Annotated in this window: 19 protein-coding genes; 5 read left to right on the plus strand and 14 right to left on the minus strand. The window is 74.7% G+C overall.

Going from position 1 to position 18638, the window contains the following annotated elements; all coding sequences use genetic code 11:
- The first annotated feature begins 25 nt into the window (after nucleotides 1-25).
- Nucleotides 26-571 (plus strand): MarR family transcriptional regulator, encoded by a 546-nt coding sequence (locus tag HC362_RS21845; RefSeq protein ID WP_243085695.1) that lies wholly within the window; start codon nucleotides 26-28, stop codon nucleotides 569-571.
- Here HC362_RS21845 and HC362_RS21850 read toward each other — a convergent pair.
- From HC362_RS21850 to HC362_RS21860, 3 genes are all read right to left on the minus strand, one after another.
- Nucleotides 557-2263, minus strand: a complete 1707-nt coding sequence (locus HC362_RS21850) for a chloride channel protein (RefSeq protein WP_243088752.1) — start codon at nucleotides 2261-2263, stop codon at nucleotides 557-559. The genes HC362_RS21845 and HC362_RS21850 overlap by 15 nt on opposite strands.
- 431 nt (nucleotides 2264-2694) lie before the next feature.
- Nucleotides 2695-3165 (minus strand): DUF2267 domain-containing protein, encoded by a 471-nt coding sequence (locus HC362_RS21855; protein ID WP_243085696.1) that lies wholly within the window; start codon nucleotides 3163-3165, stop codon nucleotides 2695-2697.
- A 209-nt stretch (nucleotides 3166-3374) separates the two neighbouring features.
- Complete coding sequence (locus HC362_RS21860) at nucleotides 3375-3809, minus strand: Hsp20/alpha crystallin family protein (RefSeq protein ID WP_243085697.1); 435 nt, start codon at nucleotides 3807-3809, stop codon at nucleotides 3375-3377.
- Between the two features lie 139 nt (nucleotides 3810-3948).
- Between HC362_RS21860 and HC362_RS21865 the strand changes: the two genes are divergently transcribed.
- The 4 genes from HC362_RS21865 (at nucleotide 3949) to HC362_RS21880 (ending at nucleotide 6928) form a co-directional block, all read left to right on the plus strand.
- A complete protein-coding gene (locus HC362_RS21865) occupies nucleotides 3949-4635 on the plus strand; it encodes a type III effector protein (RefSeq protein ID WP_243085698.1) in 687 nt (228 codons plus the stop codon).
- 244 nt (nucleotides 4636-4879) lie between these two features.
- Nucleotides 4880-5788: a SigB/SigF/SigG family RNA polymerase sigma factor gene (locus HC362_RS21870; protein ID WP_243085699.1), complete on the plus strand. Its 909-nt coding sequence runs from the start codon at nucleotides 4880-4882 to the stop codon at nucleotides 5786-5788.
- A gap of 99 nt (nucleotides 5789-5887) precedes the next feature.
- Entirely contained in the window at nucleotides 5888-6139 is a 252-nt protein-coding gene (locus tag HC362_RS21875; RefSeq protein WP_243085700.1) for a DUF5133 domain-containing protein, read from the plus strand.
- A 198-nt stretch (nucleotides 6140-6337) separates the two neighbouring features.
- Entirely contained in the window at nucleotides 6338-6928 is a 591-nt protein-coding gene (locus HC362_RS21880; RefSeq protein WP_243085701.1) for a universal stress protein, read from the plus strand.
- 31 nt (nucleotides 6929-6959) lie between these two features.
- Here HC362_RS21880 and HC362_RS21885 read toward each other — a convergent pair whose 3' ends face one another.
- The 11 genes from HC362_RS21885 to HC362_RS21935 all read right to left on the minus strand — a co-directional run bounded on the left by HC362_RS21885 (nucleotide 6960) and on the right by HC362_RS21935 (nucleotide 18611).
- Complete coding sequence (locus HC362_RS21885; protein ID WP_243085702.1) at nucleotides 6960-7532, minus strand: DJ-1/PfpI/YhbO family deglycase/protease; 573 nt, start codon at nucleotides 7530-7532, stop codon at nucleotides 6960-6962.
- 111 nt (nucleotides 7533-7643) lie between these two features.
- The gene (locus HC362_RS21890) at nucleotides 7644-8573 is read right to left on the minus strand and encodes a polysaccharide pyruvyl transferase family protein (RefSeq protein ID WP_243085703.1); all 930 of its coding nucleotides are present in this window, start codon (nucleotides 8571-8573) and stop codon (nucleotides 7644-7646) included.
- A complete protein-coding gene (locus tag HC362_RS21895) occupies nucleotides 8570-9610 on the minus strand; it encodes a glycosyltransferase family 9 protein (RefSeq protein ID WP_243085704.1) in 1041 nt (346 codons plus the stop codon). The genes HC362_RS21890 and HC362_RS21895 overlap by 4 nt, the downstream gene beginning before the upstream one ends.
- Nucleotides 9607-11064, minus strand: a complete 1458-nt coding sequence (gene rfaE2, locus HC362_RS21900) for a D-glycero-beta-D-manno-heptose 1-phosphate adenylyltransferase (RefSeq protein ID WP_243085705.1) — start codon at nucleotides 11062-11064, stop codon at nucleotides 9607-9609. The genes HC362_RS21895 and rfaE2 overlap by 4 nt, the downstream gene beginning before the upstream one ends.
- 42 nt (nucleotides 11065-11106) lie before the next feature.
- Complete coding sequence (locus HC362_RS21905; protein ID WP_243085706.1) at nucleotides 11107-11715, minus strand: SIS domain-containing protein; 609 nt, start codon at nucleotides 11713-11715, stop codon at nucleotides 11107-11109.
- A 10-nt stretch (nucleotides 11716-11725) separates the two neighbouring features.
- Entirely contained in the window at nucleotides 11726-12994 is a 1269-nt protein-coding gene (locus HC362_RS21910; protein ID WP_243085707.1) for a glycosyltransferase, read from the minus strand.
- A complete protein-coding gene (locus HC362_RS21915) occupies nucleotides 12991-13959 on the minus strand; it encodes a glycosyltransferase (protein ID WP_243085708.1) in 969 nt (322 codons plus the stop codon). The genes HC362_RS21910 and HC362_RS21915 overlap by 4 nt, the downstream gene beginning before the upstream one ends.
- A complete protein-coding gene (locus HC362_RS21920; RefSeq protein WP_243085709.1) occupies nucleotides 13956-15083 on the minus strand; it encodes a glycosyltransferase family 9 protein in 1128 nt (375 codons plus the stop codon). The genes HC362_RS21915 and HC362_RS21920 overlap by 4 nt, the downstream gene beginning before the upstream one ends.
- Complete coding sequence (locus HC362_RS21925) at nucleotides 15080-15793, minus strand: HAD-IIIA family hydrolase (protein ID WP_243085710.1); 714 nt, start codon at nucleotides 15791-15793, stop codon at nucleotides 15080-15082. Before HC362_RS21925 ends, HC362_RS21920 begins: the two co-directional genes overlap by 4 nt.
- A complete protein-coding gene (locus HC362_RS21930; RefSeq protein WP_243085711.1) occupies nucleotides 15790-16893 on the minus strand; it encodes a glycosyltransferase in 1104 nt (367 codons plus the stop codon). Before HC362_RS21930 ends, HC362_RS21925 begins: the two co-directional genes overlap by 4 nt.
- Complete coding sequence (locus tag HC362_RS21935) at nucleotides 16890-18611, minus strand: carbamoyltransferase C-terminal domain-containing protein (protein WP_243085712.1); 1722 nt, start codon at nucleotides 18609-18611, stop codon at nucleotides 16890-16892. Before HC362_RS21935 ends, HC362_RS21930 begins: the two co-directional genes overlap by 4 nt.
- Between the last annotated feature and the right edge of the window lie 27 nt (nucleotides 18612-18638).

The following is an 18638-nucleotide window of genomic DNA, read 5'->3' on the forward strand; positions in this document are numbered from 1 at the left end:
ACGAAGGAAGCGGTAAAAAGGGGACATGGCCGAGCACGGAGACCCGGTGGCGGGTCTGGACGATGTGGACGCGGTCACGCGGGCCGTGCTGACCGCGTCCCGGGTACTGGTGGCGGTCTCGGCCAGCTCGCTGGCCGAGGTGGAGGACAGGGTCACGCTGCCGCAGTTCCGGATGCTGGTGGCGCTCTCCTCGCGCGGTACGACCAAGCTGGTCGCGCTGGCCGAGCTGCTGCGGGTGGCGCCCTCGACCGCGATGCGGATGGCGGACCGGCTGATCGCGGCCGGGCTGGTGGACCGTCAGACCAACCCGCACAACCGCCGCGAGACCCTGCTGACCCTCACCGACGAGGGACGCCGCATCGTGGGGAGCGTCACCTCGCGCCGCCGCCGGGAGCTGGCAGCCGTGGTGGAGCGGCTCTCCCCGGACCGGCGGGCGGCCCTGATCGAGGCGCTGACGGCGTTCAACGAGGCGGGCGGGGAGCCGCCGGTGCCGCCCACGGACATCGACGTGCCCTACCCGCTGGGCTGGGCCGACCTGGCGGCGCCGCCGCTGCCGTCAGACCAGCGCTGACCGGGAGGCGGGGGGCTGAGGGGCGTGGAGGGCCCGCAGCGCGCTGCGGTGGCTGAGCCAGCCGACCGGCACCCCCTTGTCCGCGTCCAGTACCGGCATTCCGCCCTCCACCGAGTCGGAGAGCAGATGCAGCGCCGTGGCCAGGGGCTCGTCGGGATTGACGACAGGCGTCCGCCGGGCCAGGTCGCTCACCGTCGCGGGGGCGCCGTCCGGCGCTTCGGCCAGCGCCTCGGCCACGTCCCGGCTGGTGACCACGCCCGCGTACCGCCCGGTGGGGTCCAGTACCGGGAGCGCCCCCTGGCCGGAGAGGCCCAGCACATCGGCGGCCTCGGACAGCGAGGTGTGGGTGGAGAGCGGTTCGGGCAGCGGCTCCATCACCTCGCCGACCGGCTGGCCGCCCAGCCGCGCGCCCCGCGCCGGGCCCTCCAGGTCGATGCCGCGCCGCCGCAGCTTGAGTGTGTAGATGGTGTCCCGGGACAGCAGCCGTCCGGTCGCCGTGGCCAGTGCGATCGCCAGCATCATGGGCAGGATGATCGAGTACTGGCCGGTCAGCTCGAAGAGGATGACGACGGCCGTGATCGGGGCGCGTGAGGCCCCGGCGAAGACCGCGCCCATGCCGACCAGCGCGTAGGCACCGGCGGCTCCGGCGGTGCCGGGCACCAGGTGGTGCAGCGCCGAGCCGTAGGCGGCGCCCAGCATGGCGCCCATGAACAGGCCGGGCGCGAAGACGCCGCCGGACCCGCCGATGCCTATGGTCACGCTGGTCGCCAGGATCTTGCCGACCAGCAGCACCAGCAGGAAGCCGATCGCGTACTCGCCCTCGGTGGCGTTCTCCAGCACCGGGTAGCCCACCCCGTACATCTCGGGCAGGGCGAGCAGCAGCAGGCCGAGTATCAGTCCGCCTGCCGCAGGCCGCAGCCATTCGGGGCCGCGCCACGCCCAGTCGCAGGCGTCCTCGATCAGGTACAGCACGCGCGAGAAGCCCACGCCCACGGCCCCGGCCAGTACGCCGAGCAGGGCGAAGAAGCCGTACTGGCTCAGGTGGTCGACGTGGAAGGGCGGCAGGTCCAGGAAGGCCACGTCCCCGAACGCGGCCCGGCCTATCACGCTGGCGGTGACGCTGGAGACCACAGCGGCGCCGAACGCCTCGGCGCTGAACGTCATCAGGATCAGCTCCATGGCGAAGAACACCCCGGCCAGCGGGGCGTTGAACGTCGCCGCGATACCGCCCGCGGCGCCGCACGCCACCAGCAGCCGCATCCGCCCCTCGCCCGCCCGCATCAGGCGGCCCAGCGTCGCGCCCAGGGCCGAGCCGACCTGCACGATCGGCCCCTCGCGGCCCACCGAGCCGCCCGAGCCGATGGTCAGCGCCGAGGCGAGTGTCTTGACGACGGCGACCTTCGGGCTGATCCGCCCGCCGCGCTGTGCCACGGCGAGCATCACCTCGGGCACTCCGTGCCCGCGCGCCTCCTTGGCGAAGCGCTGCACCAGGGGCCCGTACAGCAGCCCGCCCACCACAGGTGCCAGCACCACGAAGAAGGGGCCCAGCCAGGACAGGTGCGGGTGGGCGGAGCCGGGGTCGGCGGCGTAGTCCTCGTGCCCGGAGAAGAGGCGGGTGAACTGCTGGATGCACCAGCGGAAGACGATCGAGCCGACGCCCGCTCCGGCGCCGGTGATCAGGGCGAGCAGCATCAGCCCCCATGGCGCGGAACGCATCCGTGCACTCGTGCCCCTGCTGCTGACTGCCCCTGTGCCCGTCATCACTGCTCCCTTCTTACTTTTGCATTATGCAAAGCTTGTCAAGTGCACGGACAGTGAGCGTGAACAGTGTGTAGAGAGCATGAATGCGGAACGTGAGCAGGACGTCGAGTTCCTGCGGTGAGCACATGCTGTGCGCGGAGCCGGTCTTCTCGCACCTGATGCCAGGGGGCGGACGGTCGCGGCAGCGGGTGGACATGCGGCGCGGCGGGCGCGCGGAGCCGGGTGGCATGCGTATCCGGGGGTGAGCGCGCAAAGAAGGGAGCAGGCGCGCAGAGGTGAGGGTCGGCGCGCAGAAGTGAGGGCGGGCGCCTGCGGCGCCCGCCCTCGGTGCGGCGCGCTCGCCCCGGTGGGTGGCCGAGGCTTCAGGCGGCTCGCGCCGCCTGAGGGGCGCGGGCGGGCCGCGGCATGGTGGGCTGGGTGAGTTCGGCGCGCCCGAACAGCAGCGCGTAGCCGGCGGGCAGCTGGTCGATGACGCGGGCGAGCAGGTCCTCACCGGCCAGCCGGGCCACCAGGGCGAGAACGGTGCCGGTGTCCCAGCGGGTGGTGGCCGCCGTGCCGCCGGTCCGGGAGGCGAGGTCCTTCACGAACTCCCAGCCGGTGAGCTGCTCGGTCTCGGGGATCTGCGCGGTGAAGGTGCGGGCGGCCTCCGTGGGGAGGACGGCGGCGAGTTCGACGCGTTCGTCACCGGAGAGGCGCCGTCCGAGCGCTGCGAGGACGGCGTGTATGACGGCCTCGGCTCGTTCGCGGGTGGGGTAGGCGCCGTCGTATCTGACCCGTTCGACCAGCTGGTCGTACGTCATCCCTTCCGCGTCGGCGCCGGCCTGGGGCTTCATATGCGTCAGTGACACGTTTCAGTCTCCGGTTGTGGTTGGGGAACAGGCGCTCCCCCCGGGGCCGGGCCTGTCCCGAGGGCCGGTCCCGGGGGCTGTTGCTCGCGCGGAGGGCGGTGCGCAGGAGGGCGGGTGCGCGAAGGCGGACGGGAGTGCGCGTACGACGGCCGATACGTGAGGGGCCGGGCGCCCTCCGCGGGTGCCGGGCCGGCTCAGCCGCTGAGCTGCTTGTGGTCGGCCCCGCCGCGGACGGTGATCTTGCGGGCCTTGGCGCGTTCGGTGACGGGGATGCGGACGGTCAGCACGCCCGCGTCGTAGTCGGCCCTGATGTTCTCGGTGTCCAGCGTGTCGGCCAGCATCACCTGGCGGGAGAAGACGCCCAGCGGCCGTTCGGCGAGCTCCATGTGGACGTCGTCGTTCCCGGCGACCGGGCGGCGCTCGGCCTTGATGGTGAGCATGTTCCGCTCGACGTCGATGTCGATGGCCTCCGGGGAGACGCCCGGCAGGTCGAGGGCGAGCACGTAGTCGTCGCCGTCCCGGTAGGCGTCCATCGGCATCGCGGACGGCCGGGACCAGGTGCCGCCGGTGCCCAGAAACTGCTGGGCGATGCGGTCGAGCTCGCGGAAGGGGTCGGTGCGCATCAACATTACGAAACACCTCCGATGAGCCTGGGCAGTATCTGTGTCTGCCAATGCGCTGCACCTGCCATTCCTTGTACCATGTCGTCGGAACGATGACAAGCGTGGTTGTCGCCCTTTGGACGACGTCGCCGAGGGGAGGATCCCCGTGCCCACACCCGAAGACCAGCCCTTGCCGAGCGCCGAGACCGGCCCGGCGCCCGCCTCCTTTCTCGCCGCCGCCGCGGCGCTGAACCGGATACAGGAGGCGGTCCGCACCGCGCAGGCCCCGGCCGACGGTCCCCGGCACCCCGACAGCCCGGCATCCGCACCCAGCTGCGACCAAGCGCTGGCAGCGCTCCTCGCGCTGCGCCAGGTGCGCGACCAGCTCGCCGGATGGGAGACGACGCTGATCGAGACCGCCCGCACGGCAGGCGCCAGTTGGGCCGACCTGGCCGGACCGCTCGGCGTCGCCAGCCGACAGGCGGCCGAGCGCCGCTATCTGCGCGGCCGGCCCGGCACCCCGGGCGAGACAGGCGAACAGCGGGTGCGGGCCACCCGGGACCGCCGCGCTGCCGACCGCACCGTGGCGGCCTGGGCCCGGCGCAACGCCTCCGACCTGCGCCAGCTCGCCGGTCAGATCACCGCGCTGCCCGACCTGCCCGCCGAGCCGCGGGCCCATCTCGCCGGCGCGCTGGCCGACGACGACGCGGCCCGGCTCGTCGGCCCGCTGATCGGAACCCAGCGGCATCTGACCGGCAGCCACCCGGAGTTGGCCGAGCGCGTCGACACGCTCGCCTGCCACACCGGGCGGCTCCGCCAGGACACCAGTGACACCCGCCGCGGCGGCGCCTGACCACGCCGGGTCCCCGCCGTGGCTCCCGGCCGCGTCTGTGGGAGGGGGCGACGGGAGGGGGATCGACAAAAATGTGATCAAGAGGTTTGACGGCTCCGGAGCTGGTTAACAGAACCGTCAGTGCTTGGGAGAACAGGCACATCGCGGGAGACGAGCGCTCAAGCCCCCGAGGTGTGTCTCCTCTCCTGAGCCGTTCCTCTCTCGCGAGCCTGACAGCATCAGCGAGACGGGAGGAGCAGCCAGCATGTGCGCAGTCCGCTACCGCCCCCAGCGAGCCCGCCACAGCCACGACGACGCCCCCGACACCACAGCGGACTTCGAACGACTGGCCGCGCTGCCGGAGGGTCCCGAGCGGGAAGAGCTGTGCGGCCGCCTGGTCGAGGCATGGCTGCCGATGGCCCACCGGCTGGCCGCCAAGTACCGCAACCGCGGCGAAACCCTGGAAGACCTGGAGCAGGTCGCCGCACTCGGCCTGGTCAAGGCCGTGGGCCGCTACGACCCGGCGCAGGGAACCCCGTTCGTGCCCTTCGCGATCCCCACCATCACCGGGGAGATCCGCCGCCACTTCCGGGACCGCACCTGGGATGTGCATGTGCCGCGCCGGGTGCAGGAGCTCCGCAACCGGGTGCGCAGCGCCATCAGGGAGCTGAACACCGGCCTGGACGACGGCCTTCCGTCGGTGGAGCGGATCGCCGAGCACTCCGGTATGTCCGAGGAGGACGTGGCCACCGGGCTGGAGGCACTGGACAGTTTCCGGTCCCTGTCCCTGGACGCCACAGTGCCCAACTCCGACGACGGCTTCTCGCTGGCCGACACCTTCGGCGAGCCGGAGCCCGAGTACGACACGGTGGTGGCCCGCGAAGCCGTCAAGCCGTGCCTGCGCGAACTGCCCGAGCGGCAGCGGCGCGTGCTCTACCTGCGGTACTTCCGCGATATGACCCAGTCGCGCATCGGCCAGGAGCTGGGCATCTCCCAGATGCATGTCTCCCGGCTGCTGTCCAAGAGCTGCGAACGTGTCCGGCAACAGGTCGAGCGCGACCGTCGCGTCGAGCGCGGAGGCGGGCGCACCGAACGGCACCGTGCCACCGAACGGCACCGCACCGCCGGAGGCGGCCGTCGCCGCCCGGAGCGCGTCCACCCTGCCGCCGCCTGAACCCGCACGCCGACATCGTCTGGCACCACCGGCGCGGCACAGCGCTGCTCTCAGCGGCCCGCGCCGCCCCGCTTCCGGACTCCCGAAAGGAGCACGAGCATGCTGCTCGCACACCCCGCCGTCCTCCGCAACCTGGTCGAAGAGTACGACGCACTCGCCGTTCTGCACGCCGAGTACGGGTCGCCCCAGGTGCGGCAGCGGATGAACGACCTCGAGTACTCGCTCTGCGTGGCCACCGGCACCAGCGACATCGACTCGGCGCTCGTCGCGGCCCGGCACCGCCTGCCAGGGGCCCGGCCCGAGGACGACTCGCTGCTCGACCGGTCAGCCCGGCAGATGTCGGCCGCCTGACCCCGGCTTCCCTGCACATTCCCCGGCTGCTCCCTGTCCTTCTGGCCTCGCCGTGCGGGTGGCTCTCGTGGGCCGCCCGCCCGGCGAGGCCACTGTGGGCCAATTACTTCTCATTGGCTCTTTCGCGCCGGTCCAATCAGAGTCATCCTCCTGCCATCAGCGGTTCTCGCAGCAGTTGGTCGAAGAAGGGGGCGCGCGGTGAACGACAGCGGTGGCGCCACAGGATGGAGAGGAACGGGAACGGGCGGCAGCGGTGGAGACGGGGACCGGCAAGGGCGGCTGGTCGTCGGCGTGAGCGGATCGCTCGCCAGCCTCGCAGCCCTGCAGGCGGCGGCCCGCGAGGCGCGCTGCCTCGGCCGCCCGCTGCTGGCGGTACTGGCCTGGCAGCCGCCGGACGGAGAGGCGGGCCGCATGCTGCGGCCGGACCGGATCTGGGCGGAGAACTGGCGCCGGGAGGCCCGCGCGCGGCTCGACCGCGCCTTCGACGAGGCGTTCGGCGGTGACCCGCCCGGGGTCGCAGCGGTGGAGCGGCGACTGGTCCGCGACCGCCCCTGGCGCGCCCTGTGCGCGACCGCGGACCGGCCGGACGACCGCCTGGTCATCGGAGTCCGCGCCGCCCGCCGCGGCCTGTTCGCGGCCGGCGGTACGACGCGCCGCGTCCTGACGCACGCGCGGTGCCCGGTGCTTACCGTCCCGGCGCCCCGCTTCCCCGCGCTGATGCGTACCCGCCTCCGGCACGCCAGAGCGGTCGACTTCCTCTCCGGAGGCCCCGGCCAGGCGCCGGCCTGACCACGGCTCCCTGGTCGGCAGGCGGTGCCGGTCAGGCGGGCTGGGGGGCGCGGTTGGTGGCCCTCGCCACCTGCGCGACGAGCGCGGCGCAGAACGGCGCGAAGTCGTCGGGGAAGCCGCGGCTGGTGAGCAGGTTCCGGTCGATGACGACCTCCTCCTCGACCACCTCGGCACCCGCGTTGCGCAGATCCGTGCGGATGCTGGGCCAAGACGTGAGGCGGCGGCCACGGACCACATCCGCTTCCGCCAGGAGCACGGGGCCGTGGCAGATGGCCGCGACGGGTTTGTCCGCGCGCATGAACTCCCGTGCGAATCCGACCGCGTCCGGGTCCGTGCGCAGCTGGTCGGGGTTCATCGCGCCGCCGGGCAGCACCAGCGCGTCGTAGTCGTCGGCGGACGCGTCGGCGACCGTCCTGTCGACGGTCAGGGTTCCCGCCGGGTCGATGTCCATCTGGCGGGCGTTGATCTCTCCGGTGTGCAGCGAGAGCAGCTCCGTCTGGGCCCCGGCACCGTGCAACGCGCCGCGCGGCTGCTCCAGTTCGACGCGCTCGACGCCGTCGGTGGCGAGCAGAGCCACCCTCGTGCCGTGCAGTACGGCGGTCATGACGCGGCTCCCTTCAGCCCCCGGCGTTCGCCCTGTGCGCGTGCCGAGCGCGGTCCGATACGGCCCCGACCACAGCTCCCTCCCCTCAGACTCTCACGCCTGGAAAAAGTGTCAAATGGGGCGAATATCCCCTGTGGCGGTGTGCTCGGCGTCCTCCAGCCGGCTGCGCAGCGCCTCGACGAGCGGTTCCGGCGGCGGCGCGTCGGCGTACGCGGCCGCACGGGCGACGCCCTCCCCGCGCGCCCACCCCCACCAGTGCGACAGCGTGTCCTCGTCGAGCCGTTCCGCGGGGATCACCGCAGGCCAGCCCAGCGCCCGTGCCTGCGCGCTCACCTTCGCGCCGCCGGCCACCGGGTCGACGGCGATCACCGGCACGCCGGAGCGCAGCGCCAGCACCAGCCCGTGCAGCCGGTTGGTGACCACCAGATCGACCCTGGCCAGCACGGCGTCCAACTGCTCCGGGGTGCCGCACAGCCGCCAGTCGCCGGTGTCCAGCCGCGTCTCCACCTCCAGCCGCGCACAGTCCCGCGCACCAAGCCAGGCGGTGACGCGGCGCACCGTCTCCTCGTGCCGCCGGTGGCCCGCGTACTCGTGCTGGCCCGTCGTCAGGACCGTCGCCACCACGGGCGGCAGCCGGTCCGCTCGCGGCCGGATGCCCGCCGAGAGGTCGGGCGACGGCTTGAGCGAGGGCCCGTCCCGCGCGATCACCTCGTGGAACCCCCGTACCGCCGTCTCCTCCGGATCGACGACGGAGACGCCGACGGCGATGCGCCGGCAGTGCGCGAAACGCTCGTGCAGCGCAACCGTCTGCGGGCCGCTGCACGGGCCGCAGACGAACAGCAGCAGGCCGTAGTCAGCGGGCCGCACCGTCTCCAGCGACAGCTCACCGGGCCGGAACCCCGGGCTCCAGGCGATGTCGTAGGCCAGTCCGGCCTCCCGCACCACCCGCTCGACCCGCTGCAGCGCCAGCACGTCGCCCGCGGTGGCCTCACCCTCCAGAAAGCTGAACCACCCGGTGAGCAGGGCCCGCCGACCGCTCACGGAGCCCCCTGACGGGGCGCGGCCGGCACCAGGGAGACCGCTCCGCGCACGGACGGCGGCACCTCGCCCAGCAGCGCTGCGCAGGCATCCACCACATCCTGCGGGCTGAGCCGGAGCAGCCGGGGATCGGGCCGCGTGCCGTGCGGGTCCCCTGGGCGCACCCCGTCACCGGGCAGCGGGCGCCACAGGGGACGGTGCCGCGGCTGGGCAGGCGGCCCCCACAAGGCGGGGGAGACGGGGCCGAACAGGACGACGGAAGGAGCGGCCAGGGCCGAGGCCAGATGCGCCACCCCCGTGTCACCGACGACCACCAGGCGAGCGCCGGCCACCAGCGCCGCCAGCGTGCTGAACGGCAGCCCAGACGGTCCGCCCAGCACCTGCGCGGGCGGCAGACCGGCGGCTTCGGCGACGCCGTGGGCCAGCTTCCGTTCGCCGGGCCCGCAGGTGACCACCACTTCCTCCCCGCGCGCCCGCAACTGCCGGGCGACGGCGGCGAAGCGCTCGGGCGGCCAGCGCCGCGAGGCCGCGTCGGCGCCCGGGTGCAGTACCACGGCCCCGGGCGCGGGAGAGGCCGCAGCGGGCCGTGGCAGCAGCAGGTCCTCCGCGTCGGCGGGGATGCCGTACCAGGTCAGCAGGCGGCACCAGCGCGCCCGTTCGTGCTCGTCGGCCCGCCGGCGGGGCGCCGAACCGTCCGCGTAGGCCAGCAGCCGCCCGGGCGCGAGCCGCGCCAGCACCGCGCGGCTCTGCGGCCCGTTGCCGTGCAGGTCGACGGCGAGGCGGGGCGGCGCCCACGGCCACTCCAGCCGGTCCGGGACCTCGCGGTGCGCCGCTCCGGCGGGCAGCAGCACATCGACCGCGTCGAGCTCCCGCACCGCGTCGGCCAGCCACCCCGGCGCGGCCAGCACCAGTTCATGGCCCGGCAGCGCACGCCGCAGCGCACGCAGCGCCGGTACGGCCGTCAGCAGGTCGCCGAGGCCCAGGGCGCGCAGCACCAGGGCGCGCGGCCGCTCCCTTCCGGCGTCCGGCCGCGGGCTCACGGCGACTGCTCCAGACCGGACGCCGCCGTGCCGTGCTGCCCCGCGGCGCGGCGGGCCAGCGCCGTCGTGGAGCGGCCGTCCAGATAGGGCAGGAGCAGCACCCGGCCGCCCCACTCCTCCAGCGTCGCGGCCTCCGGGAGCCGCTCGGTTCCGTAGTCGCCGCCCTTGACCCACACATGCGGGCGCAGCTCCCGCAGCAGGCGCTCAGGCGTGTTCTCGTCGAAGACGGCGATCGCGTCCACGCAGTCGAGCCCGGCCAGCACCGAGACGCGGTCGGCCTCGGGGGTGATGGGGCGCCCCTCGCCCTTGAGGCGGCGTACGGACGAGTCCGAGTTGAGGCACACGATGAGGCAGTCGCCGGTGCGGCGCGCGTTCTGCAGCATGCCGACGTGACCGGCGTGCAGCAGGTCGAAACAGCCGCCGGTGGCCACCACCGTGCCGCCGCGTGCCCGTACGGAGGCCGCCAGGGCGCGCGCGTCGTCCGTCCTGGTCACCTGCGGCACCGTCGGCGGGGAGCTGGGCACCCCGCCCCACAGCGCCGGGTTGCGCACCCCTCCGGCGGCCACGAAGGCGCCGGACTGGCGCACCGCCTCATGGGTGGCCTCCTCCGGCAGGGCGCCGTCGGCCAGCGCCCGCGCCGCGGTCGCCGCGAAGCAGTCACCGGCGCCGCAGGGGTCGCCCTCGGTCTCCTGGGACGGCGGGAAGTACAGCGGCGCCTCGTCCCCGGGCCGGGCCAGCACCGCGCCGCGCCGGCCCAGCGTCACCGCGACGGCGGCGCTGCGCCACTCGGCGGCGAGCGCCGCACCGCGCCTGCCGTGCCCGTGCAGCCCGTCGCTGTCCCCGCCCGTCTCCGGGTGCTCCTCGGAGCACAGCGCCATGGCCTCGGCCGCGCTCGGGGTGACCAGGCGGACCCCCGGCACGGGCGGTTCGCCGCGCGGGTGCGGGTCCCACACCACCTGGGTGTGGCCCGCCAGCACGGCGAGTTCGGCACGCAGCCGCGCCGCGACGCCGCGCCCGTAGTCGGAGACCAGCACCGTGTGCGCCCCGGCGAGCGCGGCGCGCACCTCGTCGGTGACCGGCCCGACGGTGCCGCCGCCCCGGTCCACCCGCAGCAGCGGCCGCCCTTCGGCGCACAGTCGCGTCTTGACGGGCACACTGCCGCGCAGCGGCAGCTCCAGCAGCCGCACCCGTGAGGAGAGCAGGTCGCGGACGGTCTGATCGGACCTGCTCCGGCCCAGCGCGGTCACCAGGACGATCTCCGGGTGCTCTGCGGCGTCCCGGGGGAAGGTCCCGGCGAGCGTCGCCGCGAGCCCGGCCCCGCCGGGCCGGTTGTGCTCCTCGGACACGTCCAGCACCGGTGCGGGCGCGTCCGGAGCCAGCCGGCTGGCCTGGCCCTCGACATCGGTGTCCAACAACGTGTCACCGACGACGACGAGCGGGCGGTTGCGAGGCATTGGTGCGTCCTTTGTTCCATCGCTTCGGGGAGGGGTGCCTTCTTACGGGGCCTCGACAGCTGAAAGCAGGCCCTCGGCCGGCCCCTGCGCCGCGTCGAACGCCTCGCACAGCAAGTGCACGGCAACCAAGTGCACCTCCTGCACGGTCGCCGTCGAAGCGGCGGCCACGCACAGCGCCGCGTCGGACGCGGCCGCCAGCGGATTGGGTACCGGCCCGGTCAGCGCCCACACCTCCAGGCCCGCCTCGCGGCCCGCCATCGCGGCGTTCACCAAGTTCTCGCTCCGCCCCGAGGTGGACAGCAGCATCAGCACGTCCCCCCGGCGTCCGTGCGCGGTGACCTGACGCGCGTACAGGTCGGCGAAGCCGTAGTCGTTGCCGATGGCGGTCACAGCGGACGTGTCGGCGTGCAGGGCGATGGCGGAGTACGGCCTGCGCTCGCCCTGGTAGCGGCCCACCAGTTCGGCCGTCAGATGCTGGGCCTGGGCCGCGCTGCCGCCGTTGCCGGCGGCCAGCAGCCGACCGCCGGCGCGCAGTGTCTCGGCAAGCCGCTCACCCCAGGCGGTGACCTGCGCGGTGTGCTGTTCGCGGAAGGCGGCCACGGCCTTTTCGAGCGCCTGGCAGTGGGCGTGTGCGGGGTCGGCAGAGAGCATCTCGGACTCCTCAGTGGACGGCCGGTGTCACCGGCACGGCGGTCGGCTGTGCGGCGGCCCGCGCCGCCCGCGCTTCCAGTACGCGGCGGTAGACGTCCTCGGTCTGCGCCACCACGCGCGCCCAGCTGTAGCGGGAGAGCACCCGTCGCCGCCCGGCGGCGCCGTAGGCCCGGCCGCGTGCGGGCATCGCCAGCAGCGTCCGTACGGCGTGCGCCAGCGCCTCCGGGTCGCGGGGCGGCACCAGCAGCCCGGTGGAGCGGTGGGAGACGGTGTCGCACTGGCCGCCGACGGCGGTGGCCACCACGGGCGTTCCGCAGCTCATCGCCTCCAGGGGGACGATGCCGAACGGCTCGTAGTCGGCGGGGCACAGCACGGCGTCCGCCGCGCGCATCAGCCGCGGCACCTCGTCGCGGCTCAGCCCGCCGGTCAGGTGCACCCGGTCGGCGACGCCGAGCTCGTGGGCGAGCCTGCGCAGCCGTACCGCCTCCGGGTCGTGGTCCAGCCCGGCGCCTGCCGGGCCGCCCGCGACGACCAGTTCGGCCTCGGGTATCCGGCTGAGCGCCTCGATGGACAGCGCGGCGCCCTTGCGGGGCACCAGCCGGCCGATGTGCGCCAGCAGCGGGCGGTGCCCGGGGCGTTGCCACTGCGGCCCTGTCGGGGTGAACACCTCCGGGTCGACGCCGCAGGGGACGACGGAGACGTGGTCGGCGCCCACCCGCATCGCGGCCAGCTCGGTGACCTCGTCCCGGCAGGTGGCGATGATCCGGTCGCAGGACGTGCCGATCGCCGTCTCGCAGGGGATGCGCTCGCCGGGGCTGGTGTCCGCAGCGCCCTGGTGCCGCTTCTTGACGGTGCCCAGCGCGTGGTACGTGTGCACGAACGGCAGCGCCCTGTCCTGCGCGGCCTGCAGGGTGGCCAGGCCCGACATCCAGAAGTGCGAGTGCACCAGGTCGGGCCGCTCAGCGGCCCACTGGGTCGACAGGAAGGTGCCGAACAGTCCCATGCAGGGCAGCAGTTCATCCTTCGGTACCGGGCGTGCCGGGCCGGCCGGTACATGGTGGACGTCCACGCCGTGCCGCAGCGGCAGCCGTTCGGGCAGGTCGGGGGAGTCGCGTCGGGTGTAGACGGTCACCCGGTGCCCCTGCTCGGCCAGCGTCTCGGCCAGCCGTGCCACATGTACGTTCTGGCCGCCCGCGTCGGCGCCGCCCAGCGCAGCCAGCGGACTGGCGTGCTCGGAGACGAGCGCGATGCGCAACTGCTCCTTCTTCCGGGCCGTCATCTGCGGGTCACCTCCTCCAGAAGCTGCTCCCAGCGGTGCAGGAACGGTTTGAGCCCGTAGCGGCTCAGCGCGGCGCGCCGGGCGCGGGCGCCGTCCTCGGCGGCGGCCTGCGGTTCGTGGACGTATCGGCGTGCCGCCTCGGCCAGCACCTCGGCGCGGGTGGAGAGCACCCCGGCGCCCTCCGGGACGGCCTCGACGGCCTCCGTGGTGGCCAGGGCGACCACCGGCATGCCCAGATGCATGGCCTCCAGCAGCGACAGACCCAGCGACGTCCACCGCACCGGGTGCAGATAGCAGCGCCGCAGCGCCAGCGCCGAGTGCAGCTGCTCCTGCGGCAGATCCTGGGCGCGGCAGCGCTCCCGGGGCAGCCCCAGGTGCTCGGCGAGCTGGGCGGTACGCATCCCGAAGACATCCAGCGGTGCGGCCTCGCTCAGTGCGGGCAGCAGATCGGTTCCGACGTACCGGCCGCGCCGTACCGGGTCGTTGACGATGACTGCCGCGCGGGCCAGCTCACCGGTCCACCGGTGTCCTGGGTCGACGATGCCGTGCTCGATGACGGTGGTGCGGGTGGAGCCGTTGTCCCAGAACAGCCGGTTGAAGTGGGTGACGTGGACCAGCGTCAGATCGCGGCGGTCGGCGCAGGGGTGGCGGGTGTTCGGCACCTCGCCGTCGGGCGCGTTGTGCTCCAGATAGACGGCCGGGATGTCGCGGCCCGGTCGGCGCCCGCCCAGCCAGCGTGCCGCCAGCTCCTCCTCGTGCGGGCGCTGGAGGACGACGACGTCCACCTCGGTCCCGGCCAGCTGCTCGGGGCTCAACTCCTGTACCGAATCCGGCCAGGCGAAGGTCTCCGCGCGGCCGAGACCGTCCGGGCCGCGGTCCGGCAGCACCGGTACCAGATAGGTGTGCGGGCCCTGGACGAACGCCGTCGTCCAGGAGCCGTGCACGTGCCACAGCAGAATCCTCATGCGGGGGCCTCCAGAGCCGTCCGGTCGGTGGTGGTCCGGTCGGTGGTCGTCCGGTCCGCCGGGGAGGCGGGCGGCAGCCGGTCGAGCGCCGTCAGCACCTCGTCGTCGGCCACCGCGTCCAGGCACGGGTGGCCCGGCACCGGGCAGCGCACGTCGCGGGTGCCGGCGCACGGCGCGCTCTGATCGCCCAGCAGCACATGCGGCACCCCGAACGGCGCCCACCGCTCCGCGGGTACGACGGGCGAGAACAGGCACACCACCGGGGTGCCGACGGCGGCCGCCAGATGGGAGGGCCCGGTGTTGCCGACGACGGCGGCGCGGGCGCCCGCGAGGACGCCCGCCAACTCGTGCAGCCCGGTGCGGCCGCCCAGATCCAGGGCATGCTCCCCGGCGACGGCGGCCGTCAGCTCCTTCTCCGAGGCGCCGCCGGTGACCACCACCCGGTGCCCGGCCCCGGCGAGCGCCGCCACCGCGCGCGCCGCCCGTTCGCGGCTCCAGGCCCGTGCCGGTGCCGAGGCCCCGGGGTGGACGACCACATACGGGTCCGTCCCGGTCAGCGGCCCGGTGTCGGGCGGCGGGTGGATCGCCGGGCCCCCGTGGTCGCCGTCGGGCAGTGCGAACCCGGCGGCGGCCGCCAGGTCCATGGCCGCCTCCGCCTCGTGCCGTCCTGCCGCCCGCCGGTGCCGCAGCTCCAGCAGCGAGCCGGGGTAGTCCTCGCTGTCCGCCCCCACCCACGCCACTCCGGCCAGCTTCAGCAGCAGCGCCATCGGCAGCGGGCTCTGGTGGTAGGAGGTGAGCACCAGTGCGCGGTCGAAGCGGCGCCGCGCCAGGGCTTCGATGAGCGCGGCGGTCTCGGCGCGGTCCACGGCGGCGGGCTCCCGGCCCACCCAGGGCGCGTCGAAGGTGAGGACTTCGTCCACCCCGGGCAGCAGCCGCGCCGCGCCCTCGCCCAGCGGTCCGGCCAGCAGTGTCACGCGCCGTGAGCCGGCCGCCGCCATCCGGACGGCGGGCCCGGCCAGCAGCACGTCACCGACGCTGTCGAGCCGTACGACGAGCGTGTGCGGGCCGCGCGGATCGTGCGGATCGCGCGGGCCGGTGCGCGGGTGCGGGTTCGGGTCGGTCATGTCCGGCCTCCCGGCCGGGTGGGGATACCGACCAGCGCGCGGACGGCGGCTGCCAGGTGCGCGGCGGTGCGGGGTGCCGCGCGGGTCTCCGCCGCGCGGGTGGCGGGGTTGGGCACCAGGACGCCGGTGGCCCCGGCCCGGTGCGCTGCGCCCAGGTCGGCGGCGATGTCCCCGACCACGGCCGTCTCCGGCGGGCGCACCCCCAGCACCCGGCAGGCGGCCAGCACCAGCCCGGGCTGCGGCTTGCGGCATCCGCAGCCGTCCTGCGGCAGGTGCGGGCACACGGCGGTCACCGCGATCGGGCCCACCAGGGCCTCCATCCGCGCGTGCAGGGCGTCGAGCTGTGCCAGTGCGACGATGCCGCGCCCGACGTCGGGCTGGTTGCTCACCACACCCGCCGGCACCCCGGCGGCGCGCAGTGTCGCCAGCGCCTCCCGTGCGGAGGGCCGCGGCCGGATCCGCCCCGGGTCGGTGTTGTGCGGTACGTCCTCGACGAGGGTGCCGTCCCGGTCGAAGAGGACCGCGCGGGGCCGCCCGCATCCCGGCACCGCGGCGCCGGGGGTCGCGCTGGTGTGGGGGATCCGCACCAGTGGCTCATGGGGTCCGTCCTGGTACCACGTGGCGGTCGCCGACCGCAGCACCACCGCGGCCGGGCGCGCGCTGCGCGCCCCGGGCGAGGGCGCAGACTCCACGGATGCCTGGCTGTTCATGCCCGCACCTCCCGGCTGCCGGTGCTGTACGACTGCTGCGTGGGGCGCGCGCCGTAGGAGCCGGGTGCGCCGCGCGTGCGCGGAGCGCTCCGGATGTTCGGCGCGCCCTCCTCGGGTACGGGCCGCAGCCGGCCGCGGGCCCAGTGGAAGGTGGCGGCGGGCGGGATCAGCGGGCTGGTCAGCAGCATGGTCAGGCTCTCGTCCAGGGTGCGCGGCCCCGGGCGCAGCCGGGCGCGAAGGAACTCGCCGGTTCCCAGCAGCCACAGCCCGCCCAGTGCGGCGGCCGTACGGCGGTGCCCGGCGGCCAGCCCGGCGAGCGCCGCGCCGGCGGCCGCCGTGACCGCCGCATGGCGCGGCAGCCGGCCGCGGTCGGCTCCGGCTCGCCGCCACCAGCCGGGGCCGTGGAGACGGTTCATCAGCACGTCGTCGGCGTTGCCCCGCTGGGCGCGCACCGAGACCCAGCGGTCGGCCGGGCGTACCGGGTGCACGGTGTGGCGCTCGCCCTCCGCCAGCCGCCACCCGGCGTCCAGCAGCCGCAGCGCCAGATCGGCGTCCTCGCGGAAGGCGCGGCGGAAGCGTTCGTCGAATCCGCCGACGGCCTCCAGCGCCGCCCGCCGGTAGGCCATGTCGGCGGTGATCCAGCGCGCTTCGGCCAGTCCCGCCGTGTTGCGCTCCCAGTCGGTCGGTGCCCGGTGCTCGGGCAGGGGCACGGTGATGCGGCCCTGGCTGCCCGCCGCGTCCTGCCCGGCGGCCGTCAGGTCGGCGACCAGCCGCTGTGTCCACCGCTCGCCCGGCAGCACGTCGTCGTCCAGGAAGGCGATCCACTCCTCCTCGACCGCCCGCCAGCCCACGTTCCGTGCGGCGGCGGGCCCGGCGGCCGCGCCCGGCACCACCTCGACGAGCGGGGCCAGCTCCTCGGGCACCTCCACCGGGAGCGGGCCGCACTCGCGGGCGGGGCGGTCGTCCACCAGGACGATCCGGCTCGGCCGCGGCCGGCCCGCCTCGGCCAGCGCCCGCAGCGTCCCGGCCAGCGAGGGCCTGCCCAGGGTGGGGACGACGACGGCGAACTGCGGCGTCGAGCCGGGGTGCCGGGCGCTCACGTGGGCTCCCCTCGCACGGCGTCCCGTCCTTCGGGGGGCGGGGTCCTCTCGGGGCGTTTGATGGCGAACTCTTCCGGCTGCTGGAAGAAGCCGGCCCGCCGTACCACGTACGGGCCGATCGCGAGCAGGTCGACGGGGGAGGAGCCGAAGCACTCCAGCGCGTCGCGCGGATCGTCCACCATCGGCCGTCCCGCCGTGTTCAGGCTGGTGTTGACGACGACCGGCAGCCCGGTGCGCCGCTCGAACGCCGCCAGCATCCGGGCGACCAGCGGCTCGCGTTCGCGGTCGACGGTCTGGATGCGCGCCGTGCCGTCGGTGTGCACCACGGCGGGGATGCGCTCCAGCCAGGCGGGCCGCACGTCGTGGACGAAGAGCATGTACGGGCTCGGCAGCGGTCCCTCGAAGATCTCCGGTGCGCGCTCGGCGAGGACCATCGGCGCCACCGGACGGAACTGCTCACGGCCCTTCACATCGTTGAGGCGCTCCAGGTTGGCGGCCCGTCCGGGGTGGGCCAGCAGCGAGCGGTGGCCCAGGGCGCGCGGCCCGTACTCCGAGCGCCCCTGGAACCAGGCGACGATCGCGTCGTCGGCGAGCGCCTGCGCCACCGTCTCGGCCACGTCGTCGGGCCGCTCGATGGGCACCCCGGCCGTGGTGAGCCACTCGCGCAACTCGGCGTCGTCCCACTGCCGCCCCAGATCGGCGCCGGACATCGGCTCGGTCGCGTCCCCGCCCCGGGAGGCCAGCGCCAGCGCGCCGCCCAGCGCCGTACCGGCGTCCCCGGCAGCGGGCTGCACCCATACGCGGGCGAAGGGCCCCTCCGCGGCGAGCCGGGAGTTGGCCACACAGTTGAGTGCCACGCCGCCCGCCATGGTGAGCAGCTCGTCGTGCGTTTGGCCGTGCAGCCACCGGACCATGTCCAGCAGCGTGTCCTCCAGGCACCGCTGGGCGCTGGCCGCCAGATCGGCGTGCTCCTGCGACCAGCCCCGGCCGGGCCGGGCCGCCGGTGCGAAGCTCTCCCAGGGCACGTCCTTGGCGACGAAGCCGCCGTCCCCGGTGGAGTGCACATACCTGGCCAGCTCGGCTGCCATCCGAGGGCGCCCGTAGGAGGCCAGTGCCATCACCTTGTACTCGTCGCTGGAGCGCAGGAACCCCAGGTGCTCGGTCAGCTCCTCGTAGACGAGGCCCAGCGAGTGCGGCAACTGCTGGCTGTGCAGCGGCTCGACGGCGGTGCCGCGGCGCCGCGCCGCCAGATGGGACGTCGACTCCCCGCGCCCGTCCACCACCAGCACCGAGGACCGCTCCGCCTGCGGCGCGGCGAACGCGCCGGAGGCCGCGTGCGCCATGTGGTGCGGGACGAACTGCACCTTCTCGTGCTCCAGCCCCGGCAGCGCGTCACACAGGAAGGACGGCGCCTCGCGTGCGTAGGTCAGCCGCAGCGGGTCCCACGGGTCGTCCAGGCCCATGTCGACGGCGGGCTTGGCCAGGTCCGGGTCGAAGGAGTAGGCGACCGCGTCCAGGTCCTGCGGCCGCAGCCCCGCCTCGGCCAGACACCACGCCGCGGACTTGTACGGAAGCTCCCAGGCGGCGAACGGCACCGGCCGCTTGCCGTGCTTACGGCGCGAGAACCGTTCCTCCTCCGCCGCGGCGACCGTGTGTCCGTCGATGACGAGCGCCGCCGCCGGGTCGTGGAAGAGGGCGTTGATACCGAGAACGCGCATGGTCTGCCTTTCGCCGGGAGGAGCCGG

The organism is Streptomyces sp. 891-h (genome assembly GCF_022760275.1).
Lineage (GTDB): Bacteria > Actinomycetota > Actinomycetes > Streptomycetales > Streptomycetaceae > Streptomyces > Streptomyces spirodelae.

Coding starts and splice junctions, on each gene's coding strand:
- HC362_RS21910 (WP_243085707.1), bottom strand. CDS start 12,994: ATGACGGCCCGGAAGAAGGAGCAGTTGCGCATCGCGCTCGTCTCCGAG.
- HC362_RS21905 (WP_243085706.1), bottom strand. CDS start 11,715: ATGCTCTCTGCCGACCCCGCACACGCCCACTGCCAGGCGCTCGAAAAG.
- rfaE2 (WP_243085705.1), bottom strand. CDS start 11,064: ATGCCTCGCAACCGCCCGCTCGTCGTCGTCGGTGACACGTTGTTGGAC.
- HC362_RS21875 (WP_243085700.1), top strand. CDS start 5,888: ATGCTGCTCGCACACCCCGCCGTCCTCCGCAACCTGGTCGAAGAGTAC.
- HC362_RS21850 (WP_243088752.1), bottom strand. CDS start 2,263: ATGCTGCTCGCCCTGATCACCGGCGCCGGAGCGGGCGTCGGCTCGATC.
- HC362_RS21870 (WP_243085699.1), top strand. CDS start 4,880: ATGTGCGCAGTCCGCTACCGCCCCCAGCGAGCCCGCCACAGCCACGAC.
- HC362_RS21915 (WP_243085708.1), bottom strand. CDS start 13,959: ATGAGGATTCTGCTGTGGCACGTGCACGGCTCCTGGACGACGGCGTTC.
- HC362_RS21925 (WP_243085710.1), bottom strand. CDS start 15,793: ATGAACAGCCAGGCATCCGTGGAGTCTGCGCCCTCGCCCGGGGCGCGC.
- HC362_RS21860 (WP_243085697.1), bottom strand. CDS start 3,809: ATGTTGATGCGCACCGACCCCTTCCGCGAGCTCGACCGCATCGCCCAG.
- HC362_RS21855 (WP_243085696.1), bottom strand. CDS start 3,165: ATGAAGCCCCAGGCCGGCGCCGACGCGGAAGGGATGACGTACGACCAG.
- HC362_RS21885 (WP_243085702.1), bottom strand. CDS start 7,532: ATGACCGCCGTACTGCACGGCACGAGGGTGGCTCTGCTCGCCACCGAC.
- HC362_RS21935 (WP_243085712.1), bottom strand. CDS start 18,611: ATGCGCGTTCTCGGTATCAACGCCCTCTTCCACGACCCGGCGGCGGCG.
- HC362_RS21920 (WP_243085709.1), bottom strand. CDS start 15,083: ATGACCGACCCGAACCCGCACCCGCGCACCGGCCCGCGCGATCCGCAC.
- HC362_RS21845 (WP_243085695.1), top strand. CDS start 26: ATGGCCGAGCACGGAGACCCGGTGGCGGGTCTGGACGATGTGGACGCG.